Origin of the sequence: Mycobacterium pseudoshottsii JCM 15466 (genome assembly GCF_003584745.1) — a bacterium.
Classification (GTDB): domain Bacteria; phylum Actinomycetota; class Actinomycetes; order Mycobacteriales; family Mycobacteriaceae; genus Mycobacterium; species Mycobacterium marinum.
Genome location: NZ_AP018410.1, coordinates 308,216 through 330,889, shown reverse-complemented (window position 1 = coordinate 330,889; position 22,674 = coordinate 308,216). Strand labels below are relative to the sequence as shown.

The 22,674-nt window shown below is 66.0% G+C and carries 25 protein-coding genes, 2 tRNA genes and 1 pseudogene; 13 read left to right on the top strand and 15 right to left on the bottom strand.

Annotated features, from left to right (window positions below; all coding sequences use genetic code 11):
* Nucleotides 1-35: 35 nt before the first annotated feature.
* On the top strand, nucleotides 36-710 hold the full coding sequence (crp, locus tag MPSD_RS01545) for a cAMP-activated global transcriptional regulator CRP (RefSeq protein ID WP_012396681.1): 675 nt from the start codon (nucleotides 36-38) through the stop codon (nucleotides 708-710).
* On the opposite strand, the gene MPSD_RS01540 is transcribed toward crp, so the two are convergent.
* Genes MPSD_RS01540 through MPSD_RS01530 form a run of 3 tightly spaced genes read right to left on the bottom strand, consistent with a single transcriptional unit; the run spans nucleotide 707 to nucleotide 2,157 of the window.
* On the bottom strand, nucleotides 707-1,513 hold the full coding sequence (locus tag MPSD_RS01540) for an MBL fold metallo-hydrolase (RefSeq protein ID WP_011741881.1): 807 nt from the start codon (nucleotides 1,511-1,513) through the stop codon (nucleotides 707-709). The two genes, crp and MPSD_RS01540, sit on opposite strands and share 4 nt — an antisense overlap.
* A gap of 5 nt (nucleotides 1,514-1,518) precedes the next feature.
* Nucleotides 1,519-1,974: a RidA family protein gene (locus tag MPSD_RS01535; RefSeq protein ID WP_011741882.1), complete on the bottom strand. Its 456-nt coding sequence runs from the start codon at nucleotides 1,972-1,974 to the stop codon at nucleotides 1,519-1,521.
* A gap of 21 nt (nucleotides 1,975-1,995) precedes the next feature.
* Nucleotides 1,996-2,157, bottom strand: coding sequence for a Sp36 family protein (locus MPSD_RS01530; protein ID WP_012396683.1), 162 nt, complete (start codon nucleotides 2,155-2,157; stop codon nucleotides 1,996-1,998).
* Nucleotides 2,158-2,233: 76 nt separating this feature from the next.
* On the opposite strand from MPSD_RS01530, the gene bagA reads away from it, so the two are divergent.
* Nucleotides 2,234-3,256, top strand: coding sequence for an ATPase BagA (gene bagA, locus MPSD_RS01525; RefSeq protein WP_020785234.1), 1,023 nt, complete (start codon nucleotides 2,234-2,236; stop codon nucleotides 3,254-3,256).
* Nucleotides 3,253-4,413, top strand: a complete 1,161-nt coding sequence (gene bagB / locus MPSD_RS01520; RefSeq protein WP_012396685.1) for an ATPase BagB — start codon at nucleotides 3,253-3,255, stop codon at nucleotides 4,411-4,413. The genes bagA and bagB overlap by 4 nt, the downstream gene beginning before the upstream one ends.
* A gap of 148 nt (nucleotides 4,414-4,561) precedes the next feature.
* Here bagB and MPSD_RS01515 read toward each other — a convergent pair whose 3' ends face one another.
* A complete protein-coding gene (locus MPSD_RS01515; protein WP_012396686.1) occupies nucleotides 4,562-4,912 on the bottom strand; it encodes a WhiB family transcriptional regulator in 351 nt (116 codons plus the stop codon).
* 360 nt (nucleotides 4,913-5,272) lie between these two features.
* On the opposite strand from MPSD_RS01515, the gene ponA2 reads away from it, so the two are divergent.
* The 4 genes from ponA2 (at nucleotide 5,273) to MPSD_RS01495 (ending at nucleotide 10,012) form a co-directional block, all read left to right on the top strand.
* Nucleotides 5,273-7,684, top strand: a complete 2,412-nt coding sequence (gene ponA2, locus MPSD_RS01510) for a transglycosylase/D,D-transpeptidase PonA2 (RefSeq protein ID WP_020785236.1) — start codon at nucleotides 5,273-5,275, stop codon at nucleotides 7,682-7,684.
* A gap of 77 nt (nucleotides 7,685-7,761) precedes the next feature.
* A complete protein-coding gene (locus MPSD_RS01505) occupies nucleotides 7,762-8,775 on the top strand; it encodes a metallophosphoesterase (protein ID WP_232022722.1) in 1,014 nt (337 codons plus the stop codon).
* Nucleotides 8,772-9,878 (top strand): L-cysteine desulfhydrase Cds1, encoded by a 1,107-nt coding sequence (gene cds1 / locus MPSD_RS01500; RefSeq protein WP_020785238.1) that lies wholly within the window; start codon nucleotides 8,772-8,774, stop codon nucleotides 9,876-9,878. Before MPSD_RS01505 ends, cds1 begins: the two co-directional genes overlap by 4 nt.
* 60 nt (nucleotides 9,879-9,938) lie before the next feature.
* Nucleotides 9,939-10,012, top strand: a tRNA-Pro gene (locus MPSD_RS01495).
* A 36-nt stretch (nucleotides 10,013-10,048) separates the two neighbouring features.
* Here MPSD_RS01495 and MPSD_RS01490 read toward each other — a convergent pair.
* The 8 genes and pseudogenes from MPSD_RS01490 to MPSD_RS01460 form a co-directional block, all read right to left on the bottom strand.
* Nucleotides 10,049-10,300, bottom strand: a complete 252-nt coding sequence (locus MPSD_RS01490; protein ID WP_020726850.1) for a hypothetical protein — start codon at nucleotides 10,298-10,300, stop codon at nucleotides 10,049-10,051.
* Nucleotides 10,301-10,370: 70 nt separating this feature from the next.
* Complete coding sequence (locus tag MPSD_RS01485) at nucleotides 10,371-11,741, bottom strand: cytochrome P450 (protein WP_086084801.1); 1,371 nt, start codon at nucleotides 11,739-11,741, stop codon at nucleotides 10,371-10,373.
* A 39-nt stretch (nucleotides 11,742-11,780) separates the two neighbouring features.
* Nucleotides 11,781-12,092, bottom strand: coding sequence for a DUF4193 domain-containing protein (locus MPSD_RS01480; RefSeq protein ID WP_086084802.1), 312 nt, complete (start codon nucleotides 12,090-12,092; stop codon nucleotides 11,781-11,783).
* 89 nt (nucleotides 12,093-12,181) lie between these two features.
* Nucleotides 12,182-12,412, bottom strand: coding sequence for a hypothetical protein (locus MPSD_RS01475; RefSeq protein WP_020785240.1), 231 nt, complete (start codon nucleotides 12,410-12,412; stop codon nucleotides 12,182-12,184).
* Nucleotides 12,413-12,582: 170 nt separating this feature from the next.
* Nucleotides 12,583-12,942, bottom strand: coding sequence for an ANTAR domain-containing protein (locus MPSD_RS28695; protein ID WP_232022852.1), 360 nt, complete (start codon nucleotides 12,940-12,942; stop codon nucleotides 12,583-12,585).
* Nucleotides 12,943-12,948: 6 nt separating this feature from the next.
* A pseudogene (locus tag MPSD_RS28690) lies at nucleotides 12,949-13,119 on the bottom strand (PAS domain-containing protein); the annotation flags it as partial.
* A 335-nt stretch (nucleotides 13,120-13,454) separates the two neighbouring features.
* Nucleotides 13,455-13,982, bottom strand: coding sequence for a DUF6328 family protein (locus tag MPSD_RS01465; RefSeq protein WP_020785242.1), 528 nt, complete (start codon nucleotides 13,980-13,982; stop codon nucleotides 13,455-13,457).
* A gap of 71 nt (nucleotides 13,983-14,053) precedes the next feature.
* A complete protein-coding gene (locus MPSD_RS01460; protein ID WP_085981947.1) occupies nucleotides 14,054-14,422 on the bottom strand; it encodes an STAS domain-containing protein in 369 nt (122 codons plus the stop codon).
* 159 nt (nucleotides 14,423-14,581) lie between these two features.
* Between MPSD_RS01460 and MPSD_RS01455 the strand changes: the two genes are divergently transcribed.
* The 5 genes from MPSD_RS01455 to MPSD_RS01435 are packed head-to-tail and all read left to right on the top strand — an operon-like array spanning nucleotide 14,582 to nucleotide 19,143.
* Nucleotides 14,582-15,478, top strand: a complete 897-nt coding sequence (locus MPSD_RS01455; RefSeq protein WP_086084811.1) for an STAS domain-containing protein — start codon at nucleotides 14,582-14,584, stop codon at nucleotides 15,476-15,478.
* Between the two features lie 31 nt (nucleotides 15,479-15,509).
* Nucleotides 15,510-15,899, top strand: coding sequence for an STAS domain-containing protein (locus MPSD_RS01450; protein ID WP_012396697.1), 390 nt, complete (start codon nucleotides 15,510-15,512; stop codon nucleotides 15,897-15,899).
* Complete coding sequence (locus MPSD_RS01445) at nucleotides 15,889-16,299, top strand: anti-sigma regulatory factor (RefSeq protein WP_036425998.1); 411 nt, start codon at nucleotides 15,889-15,891, stop codon at nucleotides 16,297-16,299. The genes MPSD_RS01450 and MPSD_RS01445 overlap by 11 nt, the downstream gene beginning before the upstream one ends.
* Nucleotides 16,292-16,918, top strand: coding sequence for a SpoIIE family protein phosphatase (locus tag MPSD_RS01440; RefSeq protein ID WP_012396699.1), 627 nt, complete (start codon nucleotides 16,292-16,294; stop codon nucleotides 16,916-16,918). The genes MPSD_RS01445 and MPSD_RS01440 overlap by 8 nt, the downstream gene beginning before the upstream one ends.
* Nucleotides 16,915-19,143: a SpoIIE family protein phosphatase gene (locus MPSD_RS01435; RefSeq protein WP_086084803.1), complete on the top strand. Its 2,229-nt coding sequence runs from the start codon at nucleotides 16,915-16,917 to the stop codon at nucleotides 19,141-19,143. The genes MPSD_RS01440 and MPSD_RS01435 overlap by 4 nt, the downstream gene beginning before the upstream one ends.
* A 19-nt stretch (nucleotides 19,144-19,162) precedes the next feature.
* Here MPSD_RS01435 and MPSD_RS01430 read toward each other — a convergent pair whose 3' ends face one another.
* The 3 genes from MPSD_RS01430 to selD form a co-directional block, all read right to left on the bottom strand.
* Nucleotides 19,163-20,689 carry an HNH endonuclease signature motif containing protein gene (locus MPSD_RS01430; protein ID WP_086084812.1) on the bottom strand — a complete coding sequence of 509 codons (1,527 nt, stop codon included), beginning with the start codon at nucleotides 20,687-20,689 and terminating at the stop codon, nucleotides 19,163-19,165.
* Between the two features lie 44 nt (nucleotides 20,690-20,733).
* Nucleotides 20,734-21,288 carry a type 1 glutamine amidotransferase domain-containing protein gene (locus MPSD_RS01425; protein WP_015357514.1) on the bottom strand — a complete coding sequence of 185 codons (555 nt, stop codon included), beginning with the start codon at nucleotides 21,286-21,288 and terminating at the stop codon, nucleotides 20,734-20,736.
* 200 nt (nucleotides 21,289-21,488) lie between these two features.
* Complete coding sequence (gene selD / locus MPSD_RS01420) at nucleotides 21,489-22,502, bottom strand: selenide, water dikinase SelD (RefSeq protein ID WP_086084804.1); 1,014 nt, start codon at nucleotides 22,500-22,502, stop codon at nucleotides 21,489-21,491.
* Nucleotides 22,503-22,534: 32 nt separating this feature from the next.
* On the opposite strand from selD, the gene MPSD_RS01415 reads away from it, so the two are divergent.
* Nucleotides 22,535-22,629, top strand: a tRNA-Sec gene (locus MPSD_RS01415).
* The last annotated feature ends 45 nt before the right edge of the window (nucleotides 22,630-22,674 follow it).

The following is a 22,674-nucleotide window of genomic DNA, read 5'->3' as shown; positions in this document are numbered from 1 at the left end:
CCCATATCACTTCGTTGGAAAGCTGAAGAGGCAACGTGGACGAGATCCTGGCAAGGGCAGGAATCTTCCAAGGGGTTGAACCCGGCGCGGTCGCAGCATTAACCAAACAACTGCAGCCCGTTGACTTCCCCCGCGGACACACGGTTTTCGCTGAAGGTGAGCCCGGTGATCGGCTGTACATCATCGTCGCCGGCAAAGTGAAAATCGGACGTAGGTCGCCGGACGGCAGGGAGAACCTGCTGACCATCATGGGACCGTCCGACATGTTCGGTGAGCTGTCGATCTTCGACCCCGGACCTCGGACCTCCAGCGCGACCACAATCACCGAGGTGCGGGCGGTGTCAATGGACCGCGACGCGCTGCGGGCATGGATCGCCGATCGGCCGGAGATCGCCGAGCAGCTGCTGCGGGTTCTGGCCCGCCGGCTGCGCCGGACCAACAACAACCTGGCCGACCTCATCTTCACCGACGTGCCCGGCCGGGTGGCCAAGCAGCTGTTGCAGCTCGCGCAGCGCTTCGGCACCCAAGAGGGCGGCGCCATGCGGGTCACCCACGACTTGACTCAGGAGGAGATCGCCCAGCTGGTGGGCGCTTCCCGGGAAACGGTCAACAAGGCGCTGGCCGACTTCGCACATCGGGGCTGGATCCGCCTGGAGGGCAAGAGCGTGCTCATCTCGGACTCCGAACGGCTGGCCCGCCGAGCCCGCTAGGACTGGCTCCCGGCTTGGTGCAGATGGTTCAGCTGCACCTGAACCGACCACTCGGCGGCATCCCAGAGCTTCTCGTCGACGTCGACGTAGACGTGTTCGACGATCTGGCGAGCGCTGGCTTGCTCGCCGAGTTCCCGTAGCGCCGAGCGAACCTGCTCGAGCCGCTCCTGGCGGTGCGCCAGGTATCCCTGCGCGACGATCCGAATGTCGGCCAGGTCCGGCCCATGGCCGGGCAGGACCATGCGCGGCCCCAGACCGCGGAGCCGATGCAGCGATTCCAGGTATTCGGACAGGCTGCCGTCCTGCTTGTCCAGGACGGTCGTCCCCCGCCCCAACACGCTGTCGGCGGTGAGCACGGCATCCTCGAGCACGAACGACAGCGAGTCCGCGGTGTGTCCCGGGGTGGCCAACACGGTGATTTTCAGCCCGCCGGCATCGATGACCTCGCCGTCGCTCAACGCCACCGGGTCACCGCGCAGGAACTGGGGATCGGCGGCGCGCACGGGCGCACCGGTGCGCTCGAACAGCTTGTCGATGCCGTCGGTGTGATCGCCATGGCGGTGACTGATCAGCACCAGCGCGATGCGGCCCAGCGCGGCGATTCGGGCAATGTGCTCGTCGTCGGCCGGGCCGGGATCGACGACAACCAGTTCGTCACTGCGTGGGCCGCGGAGCACCCAGGTGTTGGTGCCCTCCAGGGTCAGCAGACCCGGGTTATCGGCAACCAGGACCGAGGCAAGGTCGGTGACCGGCCGTAACCGGCCGTATGCAGGATGCGTCAGCGACCCGGCTGTCTCGGACACGGCGGCTAGCCGACCTCCACGATCAGCTCGACCTCCACCGGGGCGTCCAACGGCAACTCCGCGACACCGACCGCCGAACGCGCGTGCACGCCCTTGTCGCCAAACACCTCGGCAAGCAGATCCGAGGCACCGTTGATGACGTTGGGCTGACCGTGAAAGCCCGGCGCGGAGGCGACGAACCCGACGACCTTGACCACCCGGGTCACCGAATCGATGTCCACCAGGGAGTTCACCGCGGCCAGCGCGTTGAGCGCGCAGACACGCGCCAGCGCCTTACCTTCCTCCGGTGTGACGTTGGCGCCAACCTTGCCGGTGCCGAGGAGCTTTCCGGCTTCCAAGGGCAGCTGCCCCGCGGTGTAGATGAGATTGCCGGTTCGTACCGCGGGGACGTAGGCCGCCAGCGGCGCCGCCACCTGCGGAAGCGTGATACCCAGTTCGGCGAGCCGGGATGTAGCGTTCATCAGAATCAAGACCCTTTACTTCTACTTCGGACGCTTCAGGTAGGCGACGTGCTGCTCACCGGTTGGGCCGGGCAGCACCGCCACCAGCTCCCAGCCATCGGCTCCCCATTGATCGAGGATCTGTTTGGTGGCGTGCGTGAGCAGCGGAACCGTCGCGTACTCCCATGTGGTGGATTGGGTCATAGCGCGAGCTTATCGGTCGAACTTGAAAACCTTCGGCCAGGCCGGTTCTCATACGGGCCGGTAGGGCTAGCATGCGATGGTGGCAAACACATCTAGCGGCAGCGGTTCCGTCGGGTGGCCATCGCGCTTGTCGAAGGCCCGCTTGCACTTTGTAACCGGCAAGGGCGGCACCGGAAAGTCCACGATCGCGGCGGCTCTCGCACTTACCCTAGCAGCGGGGGGCAGCAAGGTCCTTCTCGTCGAAGTCGAAGGGCGCCAAGGCATTGCGCAGCTCTTCGACGTTCCGCCGCTGCCATACCAAGAAGTCAAGATCGCGACCGCCGAACGTGGCGGTCAGGTCAATGCACTGGCGATTGACATCGAGGCCGCCTTCCTGGAGTACCTCGAGATGTTCTACAACCTGGGCATCGCGGGCCGGGCAATGCGCCGGATCGGTGCCATCGAATTCGCCACCACGATCGCACCCGGCCTGCGTGACGTGCTACTCACCGGAAAGATCAAAGAGACGGTGGTCCGCGTCGACAAAAACAGGCTGCCGGTCTATGACGCGATCGTTGTCGATTCGCCCCCGACCGGCCGGATCGCGCGCTTCCTCGACGTCACCAAGGCCGTCTCCGACCTGGCCAAGGGCGGGCCGGTGCATTCGCAGGCCGAGGGCGTGGTGAACCTGCTGCACTCCGACCAGACCGCCATCCATTTGGTGACCCTGCTGGAAGCGCTGCCCGTGCAGGAGACGCTGGAAGCCATCGAAGAACTGGCCGAGATGGAATTGCCGATCGGCAGCGTGATCGTGAACCGAAATATTCCGGCCTATCTGGATCCCGGGGACCTCGCCAAGGCCGCCGAGGGAGACGTTGACGCGGACTCGGTGCGGTCCGGGCTGGCAATGGCCGGAATTGAGCTCGCGGATGCCGATTTCGCCGGGCTGCTGACCGAAACCATCGAACACGCGACCCGAATCACCGCGCGTGCCGAGACGGCGCAGCAACTCGACGCCCTGCAAGTGGCGCGACTGGAACTACCGACAATCTCCGATGGAGTCGACTTGGGCAGCTTGTACGAGCTTTCGGAATCACTCGCACAGCAGGGGGTTCGATGAGTAGCGTGCCGAAAACTCTTGACATGGCGGCCATCTTGGCCGACACCGCCAACCGTGTGGTGGTGTGCTGCGGGGCCGGAGGCGTCGGCAAGACCACCACCGCTGCGGCGATCGCGTTGCGAGCGGCCGAATATGGCCGCACCGTGGTCGTCCTGACCATCGACCCCGCCAAGCGACTGGCACAGGCGCTGGGCGTCAATGATCTCGGCAACGTGCCCCAACGAGTGCCGTTGGCCCCCGAGGTCTCCGGTGAGCTGCACGCGATGATGCTCGACATGCGCCGAACGTTCGACGAAATGGTGATTCAGTACTCCGGATCCGAACGGGCACAATCGATTCTGGATAACCAGTTCTATCAAACCGTCGCTACGTCCCTTGCCGGCACGCAGGAATACATGGCAATGGAAAAGCTGGGACAGCTGCTGGCCCAGGACCGGTGGGACCTGGTGGTGGTGGACACCCCGCCGTCGCGCAATGCTCTTGATTTCCTGGATGCACCCAAGCGCCTGGGCAGCTTCATGGACAGCCGCCTGTGGCGGCTACTGCTCGCTCCCGGCCGAGGCATTGGCCGCTTGGTGACGGGCGTGATGGGCCTGGCCATGAAGGCCATGTCGACGGTGCTCGGTTCGAGGATGCTCGGCGATGCGGCCGATTTTGTGCAGTCACTGGATGCGACCTTTGGCGGCTTTCGGGAGAAGGCCGACCGGACCTACGCCCTGCTGAAGCGCCGCGGCACCCAGTTTGTGGTGGTGTCGGCGGCCGAACCCGACGCGCTGCGCGAGGCGTCGTTCTTTGTGGACCGACTCTCGGAAGAAAGCATGCCGCTGGCCGGACTGGTGTTGAACCGCACCCATCCGACCCTGTGCGGGCTGCCGGTCGAACGGGCCATCGACGCAACCGAAACTTTGGACGAGGAGCACGCCGATTCGGAGACGGCCGCGCTGACGGCGGCGGTGCTGCGCATCCACGCCGACCGGGCACAGACAGCCAAGCGCGAGATTCGGTTGCTGTCCCGATTCACCGGGGCCAATCCGCATGTGCCGATCATCGGCGTGCCGTCGCTGCCATTCGACGTTTCCGACTTGGACGCCCTGCGCGCACTCGCCGATCAGATCACCGCCGCCGGCAATGGCGGGGGCGCTACGCCAGCCCGTTAGGACCGACCGCGACGGTCGGGCCAATTGGGCACACGCCAGTTCCTATTGGGAACAAGACAATTAGAGTGCATCCAACCGGCGCGTGTAACAAAAAAGTAATCAGGAAGGGACTGCCCGCCGTTGCACTGACCCCCCGGTCACGTGCGCTCTATCCGACGCTGCGGCGCTTGCGCTTCTCGAAGTAGTCCGACCACGAGACCACCTCGGGATGCTGCTTGAGCAGCGCCCGGCGTTGCCGCTCGGTCATGCCGCCCCAGACGCCGAACTCGACCTTGTTGTCGAGCGCGTCGGCGCCGCATTCCTGCATCACCGGGCAGTGCCGGCAAATCACCGCGGCCTTGCGCTGTGCGGCACCACGAACAAAGAGTTCGTCCGGGTCGGTAGCCCGGCAGAGCGCCTTTGATACCCAGTTGATCCGTTCTTCAGCCTCGCCAGTGCTCAGTAGGTTCTGAGCCGACGTTAGGTTTGCCCTTCCATCAACAGGACGAATTCCCGACACGAGCTGATCCCTTCCTCCCAGCCGCTTACGCGACCGCCCACCTCGGGTACCAGCCGATGTTGCGACGAACGACACACTGTCCACATCGGCGTTACCTGAATCTCACTGCGTATATAAGTTAGGTGGTCAGCTGGCAATTGCGCAACAGTCCGATAACGGATTTTTTGGGACGATCGTCCCGAGTTGTGCCAATCGGCCGGGGGAAACAGTCCGCCTTGGTCCCCGTTTTTGCCCCTGACCTGTGACGCGAGCGCAAATATTGGCTCTCCCCCCGGCGACACGCCGGCCCACCTCGGGCAAAAAGTTTTTTTCGATCGCGCGGCGCGGAGGCGTGACAAGGGGGCCGCTACTGTAGTACGCATGTCCGAGCGTCCCCCGGCCGCACTCACCCTGCTCAAGCTCTCAGGGTTCTGTCTGCTCGCCAGCATCGTCGCCGCGGCGCTGATGTTTCCCTTTGCCGGCGGCATCGGTCTGATGTCCAACCGGGCCTCCGAAGTAGTGGCCAACGGGTCGGCGCAGCTGCTGCAGGGCGAAGTCCCCGCGGTATCGACCATGGTCGACGCGAAGGGCAACACGATCGCGTGGCTGTATTCGCAACGCCGCTTCGAGGTCCCCAGCGACAAGATCGCCAACACCATGAAGCTGGCGATCGTCTCGATCGAGGACAAGCGCTTCGCCGAACACAACGGCGTCGACTGGAAAGGCACCCTGACCGGGTTGGCCGGCTACGCCTCGGGCGACCTCGACACCCGGGGTGGGTCCACGATCGAGCAGCAGTACATCAAGAACTACCAGTTGTTGGTGACGGCCCAGACCGACGCCGAGAAGCGGGCGGCCGTCGAAACCACCCCGGCGCGCAAGCTGCGCGAGATCCGCATGGCCCTCACCCTCGACAAGACCTTCACCAAGCCCGAGATCCTGACCCGCTACCTGAATCTGGTGTCCTTCGGGAACAACTCATTCGGCGTGCAGGACGCGGCCCAGACCTACTTCGGCATCAACGCTTCGGAGCTGAACTGGCAGCAATCCGCGCTGCTGGCGGGCATGGTGCAGTCCACCAGCACGCTCAATCCCTACACCAACCCCGACGGTGCGCTGGCACGGCGCAACCTGGTCCTCGACACCATGATCCAGAACATCCCGTCGGAGGCCGACGCACTGCGCGCCGCCAAGGCCGAGCCGCTGGGGATCCTGCCGCAACCCAATGAGCTGCCCCGGGGCTGCATCGCCGCGGGCGATCGCGCCTTCTTCTGCGATTACGTCCAGGAGTACCTATCGCGCGCCGGAATCAGTAAGGAACAGCTGGCCAGGGGCGGCTACCTGATCCGCACCACGCTGGACCCCGACGTCCAGGTCCCGGTCAAGGCGGCCATCGACAAGTTCGCCAGCCCGACCCTGCCCGGCATCTCCAGCGTGATGAGCGTTATCAAGCCTGGCAAGGAGTCTCACCAGGTGCTCGCGATGGCCAGCAACCGTAAGTACGGCCTGGACATCAACGCCGGCGAAACCATGCGACCGCAGCCGTTCTCCCTGGTCGGCGATGGCGCCGGGTCGATCTTCAAGATCTTCACCACGGCCGCCGCCCTGGACATGGGCATGGGCATCAATGCCCAACTCGACGTACCGGGCCGGTTCCAGGGCAAGGGCCTGGGCAGCGGTGGGGCCAAGGGCTGCCCCCAGGACACCTGGTGCGTGATCAACGCCGGTAACTACCGAGGTTCCATGAGCGTGACCGACGCGCTGGCCACCTCGCCCAACACCGCCTTCGCCAAGCTAATCTCGCAGGTCGGTGTGTCGCGCACCGTGGACATGGCCATCAAGCTCGGACTGCGCTCCTACGCCAATCCCGGCACCGCCCGCGACTACAACCCGGACAGCAACGAGAGTCTGGCCAACTTCGTCAAGCGCCAGAACATCGGTTCCTTCACCCTGGGCCCGATCGAGGTCAACGCGCTGGAACTGTCCAACGTCGCGGCCACCTTGGCCTCGGGTGGCGTGTGGTGCCCACCCAACCCGGTCGACAAGCTGATCGACCGCAACGGCAACGAGGTTGCCGTCACCACCGAAACATGTGACCAGGTGGTGCCCGAGGGCCTGGCCAACACGCTGGCCAACGCGATGAGCAAGGACGCGGTGGGCGGCGGCACGGCGTCGGGTTCGGCCGGCGCGGCCGGCTGGAGCCTGCCGGTGTCCGGTAAGACCGGCACCACCGAGGCCCACCGGTCGGCCGGATTCGTCGGCTTCACCAACCGGTACGCGGCCGCGAACTACATCTACGACGACTCGACCAATCCGACGGATCTGTGTTCGGGGCCGCTGCGCCATTGCGGCAACGGCGACCTGTACGGCGGCAACGAGCCGGCCCGTACCTGGTTCACCGCGCTGAAGCCGATCGCCACCGACTTCGGCGAGGTGCAGCTGCCGCCCACCGATCCGCGCTATGTGGACGGCGCGCCCGGCTCTCGGGTACCCAGCGTGGCGGGTCTGGACGTGGACCAGGCACGCCAGCGCCTCAAGGACGCGGGATTCCAGGTCGCCGATCAACCCAACGCGGTCAACAGCAGCGCCCGATATGGCGAGGTGGTCGGCACCTCCCCGAGCGGCCAGACCATCCCCGGGTCGATCATCACGATCCAAATCAGCAACGGCATCCCGCCGGCACCGCCGCCGCCGCCGGAAGGTGAACCGCCGCCCCCGGTCGGGTCGCAGGTCGTGGAGATTCCCGGCTTGCCGCCGATCACGATTCCGCTGCTGGCACCGCCGCCTCCCTAAGGGCCTCCCGAGGGCCTCCCCGGGGGATCTGGTGGCGGCACGAGCGAGCAGTCGGCAACCGGCAGTATCCTGCCTGCATGGCTTATGCCCAACCACCGATCACCAAGCTGCTCCCCGGGCCGCTTAGCGGCCGGCATCGGGCCGCATCCGTCCTACTGCGCGGCAGTGCCGTAGCACTCGGCACGACGGTCGCCGGGATCGGCTATGCCTCGCTCATCGAACGCAACGTGTTCGTGCTGCGCGAGGTCACGATGCCGGTCCTGAGCCCGGGCTCCACGCCGCTGCGCGTGCTGCACCTCAGTGACCTTCATATGCTGCCCAACCAGCGACGCAAACAAGCCTGGTTGCGCGAGCTGGCCAGCTGGGAGCCCGATCTGGTGGTCAACACCGGAGACAACCTGGCCCACCCCAAGGCGGTGCCCGCGGTCGTGCAAACCCTGGGCGACCTGCTGTCCCGGCCGGGGGTGTTCGTTTTCGGCAGCAACGACTACTTCGGGCCGCGCCTGAAGAACCCCGCGAACTACTTGATCAACCCCGGCCACCGGGTTCGCGGCGAACCCCTGCCCTGGCAGGATCTGCGCGCGGCGTTCACCGAGCGCGGCTGGCTCGACCTCACCCACACCCGACGCGAGTTCGAGGTGGCCAGCCTGCACATCGCGGCGGCGGGGGTGGATGACCCGCACATCAATCGGGACCGCTACGACGCGATCGCGGGCCCGGCGAGCCCGGCCGCCAACCTGCGGCTGGGGCTCACCCACTCTCCGGAGCCCCGGGTGCTGGACCGCTTCGCCGCCGACGGCTACCAGCTGGTGATGGCGGGCCACACCCACGGCGGGCAGCTGTGCCTGCCGTTCTACGGGGCCCTGGTAACCAACTGCGGGCTGGATCGCACCCGGGCCAAGGGCGCATCCCAGTGGGGCGCGAACATGCGCCTACACGTCTCGGCCGGGATCGGCACGTCCCCGTTTGCCCCGGTTCGCCTCTGCTGCCGGCCCGAGGCGACCCTGCTGACGCTGATCGCCGCCCCGATGGGCGGCCGAGATTCCAGCAGCAACCTGGACCGCTCCCAACCAACCATGTCGATCCGTTGAGCGGGCAGGCTCGCGTTGCGGTCCGCAGTCTGGCCCGGGATTGGACGGACAATGCTGTCCGGCTGATCGAGGCAGACGCCCGCCGCAGCGCCGACACACACCTGCTGCGCTACCCGCTGCCCTCGGCGTGGAGCAACGACGCGAACGTCGAGTTGTATCTCAAGGACGAGACGACTCACATCACCGGCAGCCTCAAACACCGGCTGGCTCGGTCGCTGTTCCTGTACGCGTTGTGCAACGGCTGGATCGGCGAGGGCACCACGGTCGTCGAGGCGTCCTCGGGTTCCACGGCCGTCTCCGAGGCGTATTTCGCGGCCCTGCTGGGTCTGCCGTTCGTCGCCGTGATGCCGGCCGCGACCAGCGCCTCCAAGATTGCGCTGATCGAGGCGCAAGGCGGCCGGTGCCATTTCGTGGAGAACTCCAGCCAGGTCTACGCCGAGGCCGAGCGGGTCGCCAAGGAAACCGGCGGCCACTACCTGGACCAGTTCACCAACGCCGAGCGTGCCACCGACTGGCGCGGCAACAACAACATCGCCGAGTCGATCTTCGCCCAAATGGGCGAGGAGCAGCACCCCATTCCGAAATGGATCGTGGTGGGGGCGGGCACCGGCGGCACCAGCGCGACGATCGGGCGCTACATCCGCTACCGCCGGCACACGACCCGACTGTGCGTGGTGGACCCGGAGAACTCCGCATTCTTCCCCGCCTACGCCGAGGACCGCTACGACATCGTGATGCCCAAGTCTTCTCGGATCGAGGGCATCGGCCGCCCGCGGGTTGAGCCGTCGTTTCTGCCCGGTGTGGTCGACTGTATGGTCTCTGTCCCCGATGCCGCCTCAATCGCGGCAGCACGCCACGTGAGCGCCGTTCTGGGCCGTCGGGTGGGTCCGTCCACGGGCACCAATCTGTGGGGCGCGTTCGGCCTGCTGGCCGAGATGGTCGCCGACGGCCGCAGCGGCTCGGTGGTCACCTTGCTCGCCGACAGTGGCGATCGCTACGCCGAGACCTATTTCAACGACGAATGGGTCAGCGCTCAGGGGCTGGATCCGACCGATCCGGCCCAGGCCTTGGTCGAGTTCGAGCGCTCGTGCGCCTGGAACTAGCCTCTGGCCAGCTGTTTAGTGAGTTGGTGGGCCGGTGCGATAGGCTGTCGTGGCTTCAAGCGGGGTGTGGCGCAGCTTGGTAGCGCGCTTCGTTCGGGACGAAGAGGCCGTGGGTTCGAATCCCGCCACCCCGACTCAGGTCATCGCAGGTCTGTCTCGGCTCTTAGCCACTAGACGACATGCCAGTGGGCCAGTGCGAATAGCACCGCGACCCAGCCTGCCGACATGACCAGGCCGGCGATCGCCTCGGCTCGGCCCTGATCCGATTTCTTGCTGTCGACCAGCGCGGCGATCGCGCAGATGACGCTCAAAACGACCGCACCGACCATGCCGAAAGCCAGCGCGGCCGAAGCATAGACGTTCGTCTCGCGGACCGGCGCCGCCGGCGAAGCGGATGCGGACTGCAGGTCGATGGTGGTCATGGCTGCTGTTCCCTTCATGGCGGACGGTTCCGTTGCTGTCACCAGACTCGGGGCCCGCGCTTGGAGGGTTCTAAAAGGATTCTTGGAGCCGGGGCCGGAAGCGCACTCGGGTGCCGTGGCGGGGGGCCAGCATGATGGAGCGCCGCACGATGCGCTCGGGCGCCTCGTCAACGGCCGTGAACTGCCCCTCCCGCAACAACACGTGCAGCACGGTCACCAACTCCCGCATGGAGAAAGCGGCGCCCAGACAGCGTTTGGCGCCCCCGCCGAACGGAACCCAGGCATAGGTTTGCGGCCGCGTGCCCAGAAACCGCTCGGGACGAAACCGGTTCGGCTGCTCATACATGTCGGGGTTGCGGTTGATTGCGATCATGTGGACGACGATTCGGGTGCCGAGGTCGATGAGGTAGCCCCCGAGCCGGAACGGGCGCGCGGCAACGCGGGCCGTGAAAGGGGCTGGCGGCCGGACCCGCAGCGTCTCGTTGATCACCGCGGTGGTGAAGGTTTCCGTGCCGCCCTCGGCCTCCTCCTGGACGCGCCGCAGCGCATCGGGATGGTGTAGCAGCAGGTCGAAAACCCATGCCAGCGTCGTCGCGGTGGTTTCGTGGCCCGCCAGCATCAACGTGATGAGGTCGTCACGTATCTCTTGGTCAGACAGTTGCTCACCGTCATCGCCCCGGGCGCTGATCAGCAGCCCCAGGATGTCGCGCTGTTCGGTGCGGCCAAGGTCACTGCGCCGCTGCGCGATCAGCGGCATGACGACGTCCTCGATCTCCCGGTAGGCGCGCGCCCGCTGTGGCCATACCCGCAACGCTCCCGCTCGGCGCAGCGCATAGCGGACGGTCAGTTGCTCGGAAACCCCAAGGTCCAGGAGGCGTTCGAAAGGCCGGCCCAGCCGCCGCACCTCGTCGGGATCGTCGACACCGAAGATGACCTTGACGATCACATCCAACATCAGCGCCCGGGCCGCCCCAAGCAGCTCAAAGGGACGATCGACGGGCCAATCGCGCATCGCCGCGCGGGTGGACTCCTCGATGATCGGCACGTAACGGCCCAGCGCCGTGCCGTGCAGTGGCGGCGTCAGGAGCTTGCGCCGCCGCAGGTGTTCGGGCTCTTCCTGGACGAACATCGAACCCGCCCCGTAGATCGCCGCCGCGGGTCCCACTCCCTCACCGCCCAGGAGCACGTCGGGCGGCGCGGTGAAGACTTCTTTGACCAGTGCCGGGTCCGAGACGATCGCCACGTCTCCCAGGCTCAGGATGGGCATCGTCATGATCGGCCCGTAGCGCCGGATCAATCGCAGCATTCGCCGCTCGCCACCAACCAGGTATGCGACCGCGTAGGCGGCGGCGAACACCGTACGCAAGCGGCGCGGGGCAGGTAGGCCGGGCGGTCGGCGCAGAGCCGGCGGTGTGCGCGCCGAGGGACCGGATGCAGGCACCCTAACGACCCAACACGGCGCCTACCGCGGGGTCAAGAATCACACACAGTCGGCGCAGACCGGGAGCTGACCGATCGAACTGCGCAACCGGCTGCGATGCTGCACCAAATAGCAGCATGAGCCGATGAACTCGTCGCTGCGTTGCGGAATCACCGCGACCGACAGTTCCTCGCCGGACAGATCCGCACCCGGGGGTTCGAAGACGGGCGCCGCATTGGGGTCGTCGTCGACGGCATCGATGGTCGCGGTCGACGACCTCGGCAAAGTGGGTGCCAGCTCGCGCAGGCCGGACGGATCGGCGGCGTCGGAATCGGGTATGCGGCGGGCATCGTAATCGCTGGCGGCCGGCATCGGCGGTCCTTCCTGCAGAGTGACCGGGCTACACACCGGATGTGATTACCCGTGGCACATGCAGTACCCCGATCGGCCGCGGGCCACACCTAGGCGCGTACGCGCGCCGGAGTGCGGCGGCTGCGCGACGCCGCAGCCAGCCCGAGCCAGGGGGCCACAATCGCAACGCCGAGCGTTGTGGACGCGATCCCCACCTGCCCGATTCCCAACGCGATCAGGCCGATCACCAGGCCGATCACCCAAACACCTGCCGCAACCAAGCCCGACACGCTCGTGGCGGTCTCGCCGGGGGCCGGCTCCAGCCGGTCATCAACCCGCACAACGCTATTCCCGGTGCAAATCATGCTCACTCCCAGCAGGGACGATCAAACGCGGACCATGGGCAGCGCACATCGACGGGCAGCTTACATATCCTATGGACACTATTGCCGCATAGTCCAATCTGAGACTGGTCTATACGCCGGCTGTGATGTCGCTGAACTGCAACAGGTTAACCATGCCCGTTGCGGGCGGCGCGCAGCAGTTCCCCGACCGTGTCCGCGGCCTCGTTGAGCAGCACGTTTCGCCCGTCGGGGTCGCCGACGACACGCTCGGCCAACAGCCGCAGCTTGGTGTTGGATTTCTGCGACCACTTGGCCAGCACCTGGAAAGCGGACTCGGCATCCAGCCGGTACTCATGCATCAGCATCCCGATGGCCTGATTGATGACCGCCCTTCGGGCGTTGACCACGGTGACCGCTTGGGTCAACCGCTTTTGCATGTCGACCTCATATTGTTCGGTGATGTCGACATAGAACCCGGCAGTGCCGGCCAGCGACCCGTGACCGTCATAGAGCGGATTCGCCAGCACCACGACGATGTGTACGACGCCACCCGTATCGATAATGCAAAACCGATTGCTGCATGGCTTTCCATAACGACACACCTGGTCTACCAGTTCAGCGACGACCGCTTTGTCATCGGGATGTTTGTGCGCAACCAGCAGATCGGCGGTCGGCCTGACCCGACCCGGCTCATAGCCGTGCATCCGAGCCAGCTCATCTGACCATTCCCAGCGATCATCACGAGCGATGTAGCGGAAGCGCCCCACCCTTGACCAGCGATTCCACCGTAACGACGTACCCGCGCGCACCGGCTCAATCCATTCCGGAGCGCGCCATCAGCGGCCCACATCGCTGGACTGCTGCGCCCTCCGCATTTTTCATTCCGGCCCCGCCGGCGTCTGCGCCCCAGATGGTCGCTCCCCCTTCTCCATTCGGCCAGCCAAGCCCCAAACTGGCCGTTCCCCGGATCTTGCCCTTGCTTCTTCTATTCCCCCTGAGACCGGTAGCTCAACCGGAAATTACCCACCAAGGCGACAACTCACACGCAAGGAAACGACCAGTAGTCGGGAAGCTGCACGTCGCGGGTGCGCAGCAGCAGCGGGACCAGCACCCAGAAGAGCGCAAAAAGTACCAGCGCGCACGACCCGGCGATGATGGCCGCGGTACGTCCTGACACCGCATCGAAGATGAGGGCGGTAACCCCGGTCAAAGCCAGCCCCAGCAGGACCAACCCGGCATAGGCGCAGCGATGTGCCGCCGAAACCAGCACCACAAGACGGTGTCGCCGGAACAGTAACCGGTGCATGCCCACCGGGGCGACCAACAAGATCGTCGCGCCCACCGAGAACGCCACCGTCGCCAAATACACCGTGTGTAGCCCCAGAACCTCGAAGCGCTGCTGGAACGGCAGCATCAGCAGGAACCCGGTAAGCAGCTGAACCCCGGTCTGCACCACCCGCAGCTCCTGCAGCAGGCTGGTCCAGTTGCGGTCGAGCCGTTCCAGTTCGGTTTCCCGCCGCCGACGGTAATCCCAGCGTTGATCTCGTTCCGGATGATCGACATCCATGTTCGTGATCATCGCACCTGAGGGAACCCTCGGTGCCCGAAAACGCAAGTAGCCGAAGCGAAAAGCAGGCGCTAGCGGTTGAGCTTGCCGTCCCGCACGCCGGTCAATGCGTCATCGAGGGCGGGGTAGAGCGGGAAAGTCTTGTCCAGACCGGTCAGGTGAATCGGCCGCCTGGTCGCGGGCCCCTGCGCGACCACGCCGAACTCGGCCGCAGTGCCGAGCTTCTCGTAGGTCGCGGCCAGGATCTTCAGCCCCACCGAGCCGAGGAACTCCACCCCGGAAAGGTCGATGACCAGCGCCGTCGGGTTATCGGCAACGACAGCGCCGATGGCTTCTTCGAGGGCCGGAGCAGTAACCAAATCAATTTCGCCGCCGATACTGAGCACGGTGACTCCATCGTGATCGGTGACCACGGCGGTGATCGAATCGGGAGCTGACAATGGCGGTCCTTTGTCCGAGCCTTCGGTGTGCTGCAAGCCTAACCTGCCTCACGAACTGCGAGAAGAAGAAGACCTCAACGCGTTCCACAGCGGCCTCCAGGCTAGTCTCGCCATATGACCAGCGCCCTGCGGAGCGCGGCGCGGCACTTGGGAGGCCAAATGTCAGATTCGCCGTCCGTCTTCAGCAGCAGCATCATTACCAGCTCTGGGCCGATCGGCGTGTCTAGCGAAGGTTTGCTGCCGCAGCTGGTCGAGCATCTGCGGCAAAATCGAACCGCGTTGCGCGAGAAGTGGGCCCGCAGCATAACCGAGGCGCGGCTGCTCACGGCGATGACGCCCGACGAGATCTTTTCCGAAGCGACCGCGGTGTACGACAACTACGTCGAGGTGCTCGAGACCGGAAGCGTCGAGGCGTTGCAGGCCTACGCACGTGATCTCTCCGAACGCATCATTCCCAGGGGCGTGGAAACCGATGAGGTCGTCGGCATCGTCCTGTTGCTGCGCGACGTGCTGGCCCGCTCGCTGTTCGAGAAGTATCAGACGGACTTCGAGATGCTCAGCCGAGTTCTGGACGCTTACGAACCGGCGGCCAACCGCATCGCCAACACCGTCGCGGTGAGCTTCGTGCAGGAGCGTGAGCGCATCATCCGGCAGCAGCAGGAGGCGATCCGGGAGCTGTCCACGCCCGTGCTGCAGGTGCGCGAGCAACTGCTGATTCTGCCGATCATCGGAGTGCTGGACAGTCAGCGCGCCCGACAGGTCACCGAGCAACTGCTGCGGGCCATCCGGGCCAACCGCGCCAAGGTCGTGGTCATCGACGTGACCGGGGTGCCCGCCATCGACTCGACGGTGGCCAACCACCTGGTCCAAACCGTCGACGCATCCGGATTGATGGGCGCGAACGTGATCATCACCGGCTTGTCCTCCGAGATCGCACTGACGCTGGTGACCATCGGACTCGACCTTTCGAAGATGAATGCCGTGGGCAATTTACAAGGGGGAATAGAGGAAGCCGAGCGGCTGCTGGGCTACGCAGTCACTCGCACCGGCGACTAGTCCGCACAGGTCGAGCCATCGAGGGTTTGTCATGCCAGTACCGATCTTGAAACAGGGTCCGATTCTGATCGCGACGGTTCAGTCCGCACTGACCGACAGCGACACCGAACGCCTCCGGCATGACCTCATGGAGCGGGTCAGCCGCTTTCGCGCCCAGGGCATTGTGGTCGACGTGACCGCCATCGACGTGATGGATTCGTTCGCGGCGCGTTCGTTGCAGACCATCGCCCACATGACCCGATTGCGTGGTGCTACCACCGTGATCGTGGGCCTGCAGCCAGAAGTCGCGTTTTCAATGGTCCAATTGGGCCTGACCTTCGACGACATGAAAACCGCCCTGGACCTCGAAGAGGGCGTGGCGCTGCTGAACAAGCAACTGGGACTACGGAAGTCGACGATCGGGCCCGACGGTGGCGGATGAGAGCGTGGTCGGGATCAACCATCCCGACGACATCGTCACCGCCCGAAAAGCCGGTCATCAACTCGCCCTCGACCTCGGATTCTCGCTGACCGACGTCACCATGATCGCCACCGCGATCTCCGAAATCGCGCGCAATATCACCAGCTATGCCGGTCGCGGCGCGGTTCGGGTGGCCGTGCAGGACCGGGAGGGCCGCAAGGCCCTGGTGGTGCGCGCCGAAGACGACGGTCCCGGCATCGCTGACATCGAGCGCGCGATGGAGGACGGCTACTCGACCGGGCGCGGTCTGGGCATGGGCTTGCCGGGATCGCGGCGCCTGATGGACCGGTTGATCGTGGAGTCTGTGGTAGGCCGCGGAACGATCGTCGAGATGTGGAAATGGGTTCCGCCTCGTGCGTGATAGTGGCCGATTCGGGCCAATCGAGTGGGCGACGGCCGGTCGCCCGCGGCCCGGTGAGCACGCTCTCGGCGACCAGCCGATCGCCGTCGAGACCGAGGACGACTCCGCACTCTTCGGGGTGATGGACGGGCTGGGGCACGGCCCGGCCGCCGAAAGCGCCGCGTTGCGGGCCGTCGAGGTGGTCAAGAATGCGCGCGGCGAACGTCTCGAGGTGTTGATCCAGCTCTGTCATCGGGTCCTGACCGGCAGCAGGGGGGTCGCGATGACCCTGGCCAGGATTGATCTGCCCACCGGCAAACTGGTGTGGACGGGGGTGGGAAATGTCAGCGCCAACCTGGTTGCCAAGGCGGTAAGCGGCGTGCAGGTCCGATCCAGCGTGCGACTGACCCCCGGCATTGTCGGCTACCGGATCCCGGAGATCACCCCGGCCAAAATGGTTCCCATGCGCGCGGGCGATCTACTGGTCATAGCCAGCGACGGCGTCGCCGAGGACTACCTGGATCACATCGATTTTGCGGCGTCCGCCCCGGTGATCGCCGAACAGATTCTGGTCAAGCACGCCAAAGAAAACGACGACGCCCTTGTCCTCGCCGCACGCCACCGGGGCGTATCGACATGACCGAGACCGGAGACTTCGGCGCCGTCGATGCGTTCCAGACCCAGTACGCCGACGCGCTGCGCGCGTATCTGGACACCCGCGACGAGAACAGTCTGGCCGTCGGGCATGAGTTCGGCCGCCGGGCCCTGCAGGAACAGATCAGCATTCTCGACATCATCGAGAACCACTTCCGGCTGCTCGACGAAATCTCGCCGAACCCTGGGTCCGACCGGTCGGTCGCGCTGGAGTTCTTGCTGCAGACATTGGCCGCGCTGGACGTTGCGACGCGCGGATTTCTGGACGGCACCAAACGCTACGAGGAGCAGCGGGCCCGCGCCGAGGATCTCGCGCACCGCGACAAGTTCCGCAGCGCCCTGGTGAACTCGTTACAGGAAGGGTTCTTCGTCGCCGACCATGAGGGCGCCGTGATCGACATGAACAACGCCTTCGCCGAGATCCTGGGCTATCCGCCGGAAGGCTTGCCCTACCGGTGGCCACACCCGTGGCTGGTGGACCGCAAATCCGCGGCACAACAGCAAGAGCGGGTTCGACATGAGGGCAGCGCCGACTACGAAACACCGATTCGCCATCAAGATGGCCATCTGTCCTGGGTTGCGGTGAGTATCAACGCGGTTCACGGATCCGGCTCGGACCGGGACGTCTACGTCGGCACCGTTCGCGACATCACGGCCGAACGCGCCTTCGCCGCCCGGGAAAGCGCGGTGCTGCGATTGGCAACATCGGTGAGCGTAGCCAAGAGCGTTTCCGAGGTGCTCTCGATTACCCTGGACGAGTGCCGTACCGCGGTCGACGTGCAACGTGTGGTCGCGGTGATGTGGCCACCAAGTGACGGCGAACCTACCGTGCAGGTCGCCGGGGAACCGGCGGAATCGTCCTGGCGTGCCCTGGATCCGCAGCTGCGCGAGACGTTCCTGGGCGCCCGTGCCCAACTCCCGCTGACCGCCAGACCGATCGAGTGGCCAAACTCCCCGGGCAGGGCACAGGGGCTGGTCGCGGTGCTCTCCGGCACCGCGGACGTCGCTTTGTGGCTGGAACTTGGGGCACCGCGCTGGGTGACCGCCGAGGATCGGCTGCTGGTCACGGTCCTCGTCGGTCACCTCAGCCTGGCGATCGGGCACGTCCGGCAGTTCGAGAGCGCCCGGGAAACATCGTTGACCTTGCAACGGGCCATGCTGCCGCCGGTGAAACCACCGCCCGGTTTTGCGGTGCGCTATGAGCCCGCGGTGCCGCCGCTCGAGATCGGCGGTGACTGGTACGACGTATTGCCGATCGGTGAGCACCGCATCGGCATTGTCGTCGGCGACTGCGTGGGGCGCGGGTTGCCGGCCGCCGCGATCATGGGCCAGCTGCGCAGTTCGGCGCGCGCACTCTTGCTCACCGGTGCACAACCGGCGCTGTTGCTCGAACAACTCGACGCGGCGGCATCGCTGATTCCCGATGCCTATTGCACGACGGTGTTCCTGGCCATCCTGGACACCGAATCGGGCATCCTCGACTACAGCAATGCCGGCCATATGCCCGCGGTGCTCGCCGAGCCGAAGTCCGGGCCCGTCCTGCTGACCGATGCCCGGTCCGTGCCGCTGGCGGTGCGCCGGGTGGAGCCCAGACCCGAAGCGACTCAGGTGTTGCCGCCAGGGTCGACGCTGCTGCTGTTTACCGACGGCTTGGTCGAGCGAAGGTACGAGTCGATTGACGAGGGGCTGGGCCGGGTGGCCGATGTGGTGGCCGACTCCGTGATGCTGCCGATCGATGCCGTCGCCGACGCGGTGCTGAGTCAGCTGGCCCCCACCGGGGGTTACGACGACGATGTCGCGATGGTGGCCTATCGGTACCAGCACGGGCCGCTGCGGATTGAAACCAGTGCTACCCCAGACCAATTGGTCATTGTTCGGCGCCAGTTGCTGTCGTGGCTGCAGGCCGCCGAAGTTCCCGACGAGCAGGCGGGTGACATTGTGCTGGTGGTCAGCGAGGCGTGCACCAACTGCATCGAGCACGCCTATCGCGGGCAGAGCGTGGGGACGATGCTGCTCGACGTTGAAGCCGCCGACGGGGCAATTCACGCCCGGGTCGTCGACTCCGGTTCCTGGAAGAAGCCCGCGGCCGACCCGGGCAACAGCGGTCGAGGCATGACGCTGATCAGGGCCATCAGCGATGAAGTGGAAATCGACAACAGTCCGGGCGGCACCGCCATCGACATGACATTTCGGTTGCCCGCGGAGGACTGACGCACCGCAGCCGGGGGTCTCAGAATGGCGGTGGATGGGACTGGGGCTCGGGCTGCGGCGGCGTCGGCGGCGCGGCGGATCTGGCTTGCCCGCCCGGCTGGGTGCTGCGGGCGTGGTGGTTCTGACGACGTTCGGTGGCGACGCGGCGGGCGCGGTCTTGTGCCCGGGTGCGCTGACGTCGAGGCATCATCGCGCTGCGCTGGTCGCAGTAGTCCGATGGTGGGTCGACCTGGGCTGCCGGCAGTCCGCCGGTGGAACGGCACAGGCTGGGGAATAGCAGGGCGCTACCCGGGGTGGTGACGTAGGTGTGTCCGGCCGGCGAGGTGAGGATCAGGGTTCCGTCGGGCAGTTGCTGGTCATGCCAGCCCCAAAAGGTCTTGACCAGATGGTGGGTGCGGCAGTAGCACTTCAGGTTCGAGGCGTGAGTGGGCCCGCCCTGCGCGTACGGGATCGTGTGGTCCAGATCGCAGTTCAGCGCGGGCTGGTCGCAGCCGGGCCAACGGCAGGTCAGATCCCGGCACCGCACGAAGTCCGCCAACGCCTTCGAGGGCACATATCCCGGTTCCGGCGGGACATCGCCGGGGTGACGCAGCGGCACCAGCTTGGCCGACTTCGCCAGCTCGGCAACCAATTCCGGAGTGACAAGTCCGTCAGCCCCCACCTCCCAGGCCGGAGCCCCGCCGTCGCCGTCGAGTGTGGCCCGTTCGGCGATCACATGGATCACCACCGACTGGGCAGCGGGCCGGGCACCGGCCGCACAGTCCGGGAGCCCGCAGCGACATCCCAACCGGTCTCCACCGGCGGCCAGCACCCCGAGCGCATCCGCGCGCCGCTGTTCCCGGCTGCGGGGATCCTGCGCGCACACCGTGGCCGCCAGCGCCGACAGCCGCCGGTCCAAGGCGTGCGCGTCGATGGTGAACATGCTGCCGTCGATGCGAGAGATTCCATCCGCGTCCTGCCCTATCCAGATCTCCCGGTCGGCGTGGCGTTCCTTACGGCGGCGCACCGCATCGGCATCGGCGCGGGCCACGATGGCGTCGACCTGTCCGGACAGACGGGCCTTCGTCATCGATGGCCACCGCCCCACGTTGAGGGCCACCAGCTCATCCACGGCGGCCATCACCTGCGGGTCAACGATCAGATCGGTGCGGAACACGATGGTCTGAAACGCCCGCAGGTCAATCTGACCCGCCGCGAATACCGCGCCGGTCTTGGGCAGCCGCTCACCCAGGGCCCGGGCATAGCGCAGCCGGCTGGCCGCCAAACCCTGACTGATCCGCAGCCCCGCGGCCACCTCCGCCGCCACCGCCTCCATGGTGTCGACCGCCCAGTCCTCGGTCTCCGAACACCGCGACAGCCGGTAGGCAAACAATTGCCCGATCTCGATCAGCTGCGCGGCCGCGGCGCGGTTCTCGGCCCGCGCGGCCGCACCGATCCGCTGCACCCAACCCACCGACTCTGCCGTCGGGGTGCGCAACTGGCGCCGCTCGGCGAGCGCATCACAGGGGTGGTCGGTGCGCGTGGCCGCCCCCATCGATTCGAACATACATTCGATACTAGCGGCGGTGTCCGACACTCGCGCACCCAATTTCAGTGGCATGCCCCGGCCGCGAATTGCTTGACGATCGCCGCGCAGAACACCGGTAGATCCGACGGTGAGCGGCTGGTCATCAGATTGCCGTCAACCACGACCTCTTCGTCGACCACGTTGGCACCCGCATTGCGCAGGTCGGTGCGAATACTCGGATATGAGGTGATCGTTCGCCCTCGGACCACACCGGCCTCCACCAGCATCACGGGACCGTGACAGATTGCCGCAACAGGCTTTCCGGATTCCACAAAGTCGCGGACGAAATCGACCGCAGCTTTGTCCATCCGAAGCTTGTCCGGGTTCACCGTTCCGCCCGGTAGCACCAAACCGTCGAATTCGGCGACCGACGCGGCCCGCACCGGACGGTCAACCGCGAATCTGCCCGCCGGTTCGAGATCGTGGTCACGGGCCTGGATGTCACCTTCTTGCAGCGACAGCACCTCGACCCGCACGCCTTCTTGCAGCAGGGCGGCGCGCGGTTGCTCGAGTTCGACTTTCTCGACTCCGTCGGCGGCCAGCATGGCAATACTCTTGCCGTTCAATTCGTCGGACATATGTGAATACTCCTTCATAGGTTTCATAGGTCATGGCCTTGCCCTGGTTGTCAGCCCGAGGCCGCCCGTAATGCGTGCAGCAACGGTTGGCGAGAAGTGGCCGCTGCAGACCAAGACGTCAAGACCGCACTGTTTCGGCCGAAACCACATACCGGGTTACCCAGGTCGGCACCGGGCAAACTAGCGTCAGGCGCGCAAACTCAGCGCACCACAATGGTGTGGTCGGCGCGGGCGACCAGCTCCCCGATGACGGGTGCACCGGGGATCTCCCCCGCGATCAGGAGCCCACCGGAGGTCTGCGCGTCGGCGAGCAGCAACGCCTCGGACTCATCGACCGCGGACAGGTCGACGTGTGGGCCCACCCACTCGAGATTGCGGCGCGTGCCGCCGCTGACGTATCCGGCGGCCAGCGCCTGGCGCGCCCCGTCCAGGTAGGGCACCGCGGTCGAGTCGATCACTGCGGTGACCCCGCTCGCCCGCGCCAGCTTGTGCAGATGCCCGAGCAACCCGAAACCCGTAATGTCGGTTGCACATTCGATGCCGGCGGCCACCGCGGCGGCGGCCGCGTCGGCGTTGAGGGTGGTCATCGCGTCAATGGCTTGCGCAAAGCGCTCCCCGGTGGCCTTGTGCCGACTGTTCAGCACCCCGATTCCGAGTGGTTTGGTCAGCGAAAGCGGAGTTCCTGGCCTACCGGAGTCGTTGCGCAACAGACGATTCGGGTCTGCGATCCCGGTCACGGCAAGCCCGTACTTGGGTTCCGGGTCATCGACACTGTGCCCACCGGCGAGATGACAACCCGCGCTGGCGCAGACGTCGCGGCCACCGCGCAGTGTCTCGGTCGCCAACTCGAAGGGCAGCACATCGCGCGGCCATCCCAACAGGTTCACCGCTACCATCGGCCGTCCGCCCATCGCGTACACGTCCGAAAGCGCGTTGGTGGCGGCGATTCGGCCCCAGTCGTAGGGATCGTCGACGACCGGGGTGAAGAAGTCGGTGGTGGCGATCAGCGCGGTGCCCTCGGCAATCAGCACCGCGGCCGCGTCGTCACCGCTTTCCAGCCCGACCAATAGCTCGCCGACCGGATCACGTGGCGCGGCCGCGCCCAGGCCCCGAACCACCTCCTCCAGCTCGCCAGGCGGAATCTTGCAGGCGCACCCGCCGCCATGGGCGTACTGAGTCAGTCGGTAAGTCCCTTGGTCTGTCACCATTCCCATAATGGTCGCCCATAATTGTCGCTATGGCCCAGGGAGGCGTCTCCGGTCTGGTGACCGGCGCGGTCTTCAAAACCGTCGAGCGACAGCTGCTGCCGTTGGCGGGTTCGATTCCCGTCCGCCTCCGCCACCGCGCCAATCGCCATGGGTGACGGCAGCGACCGGCGCCGCGCAC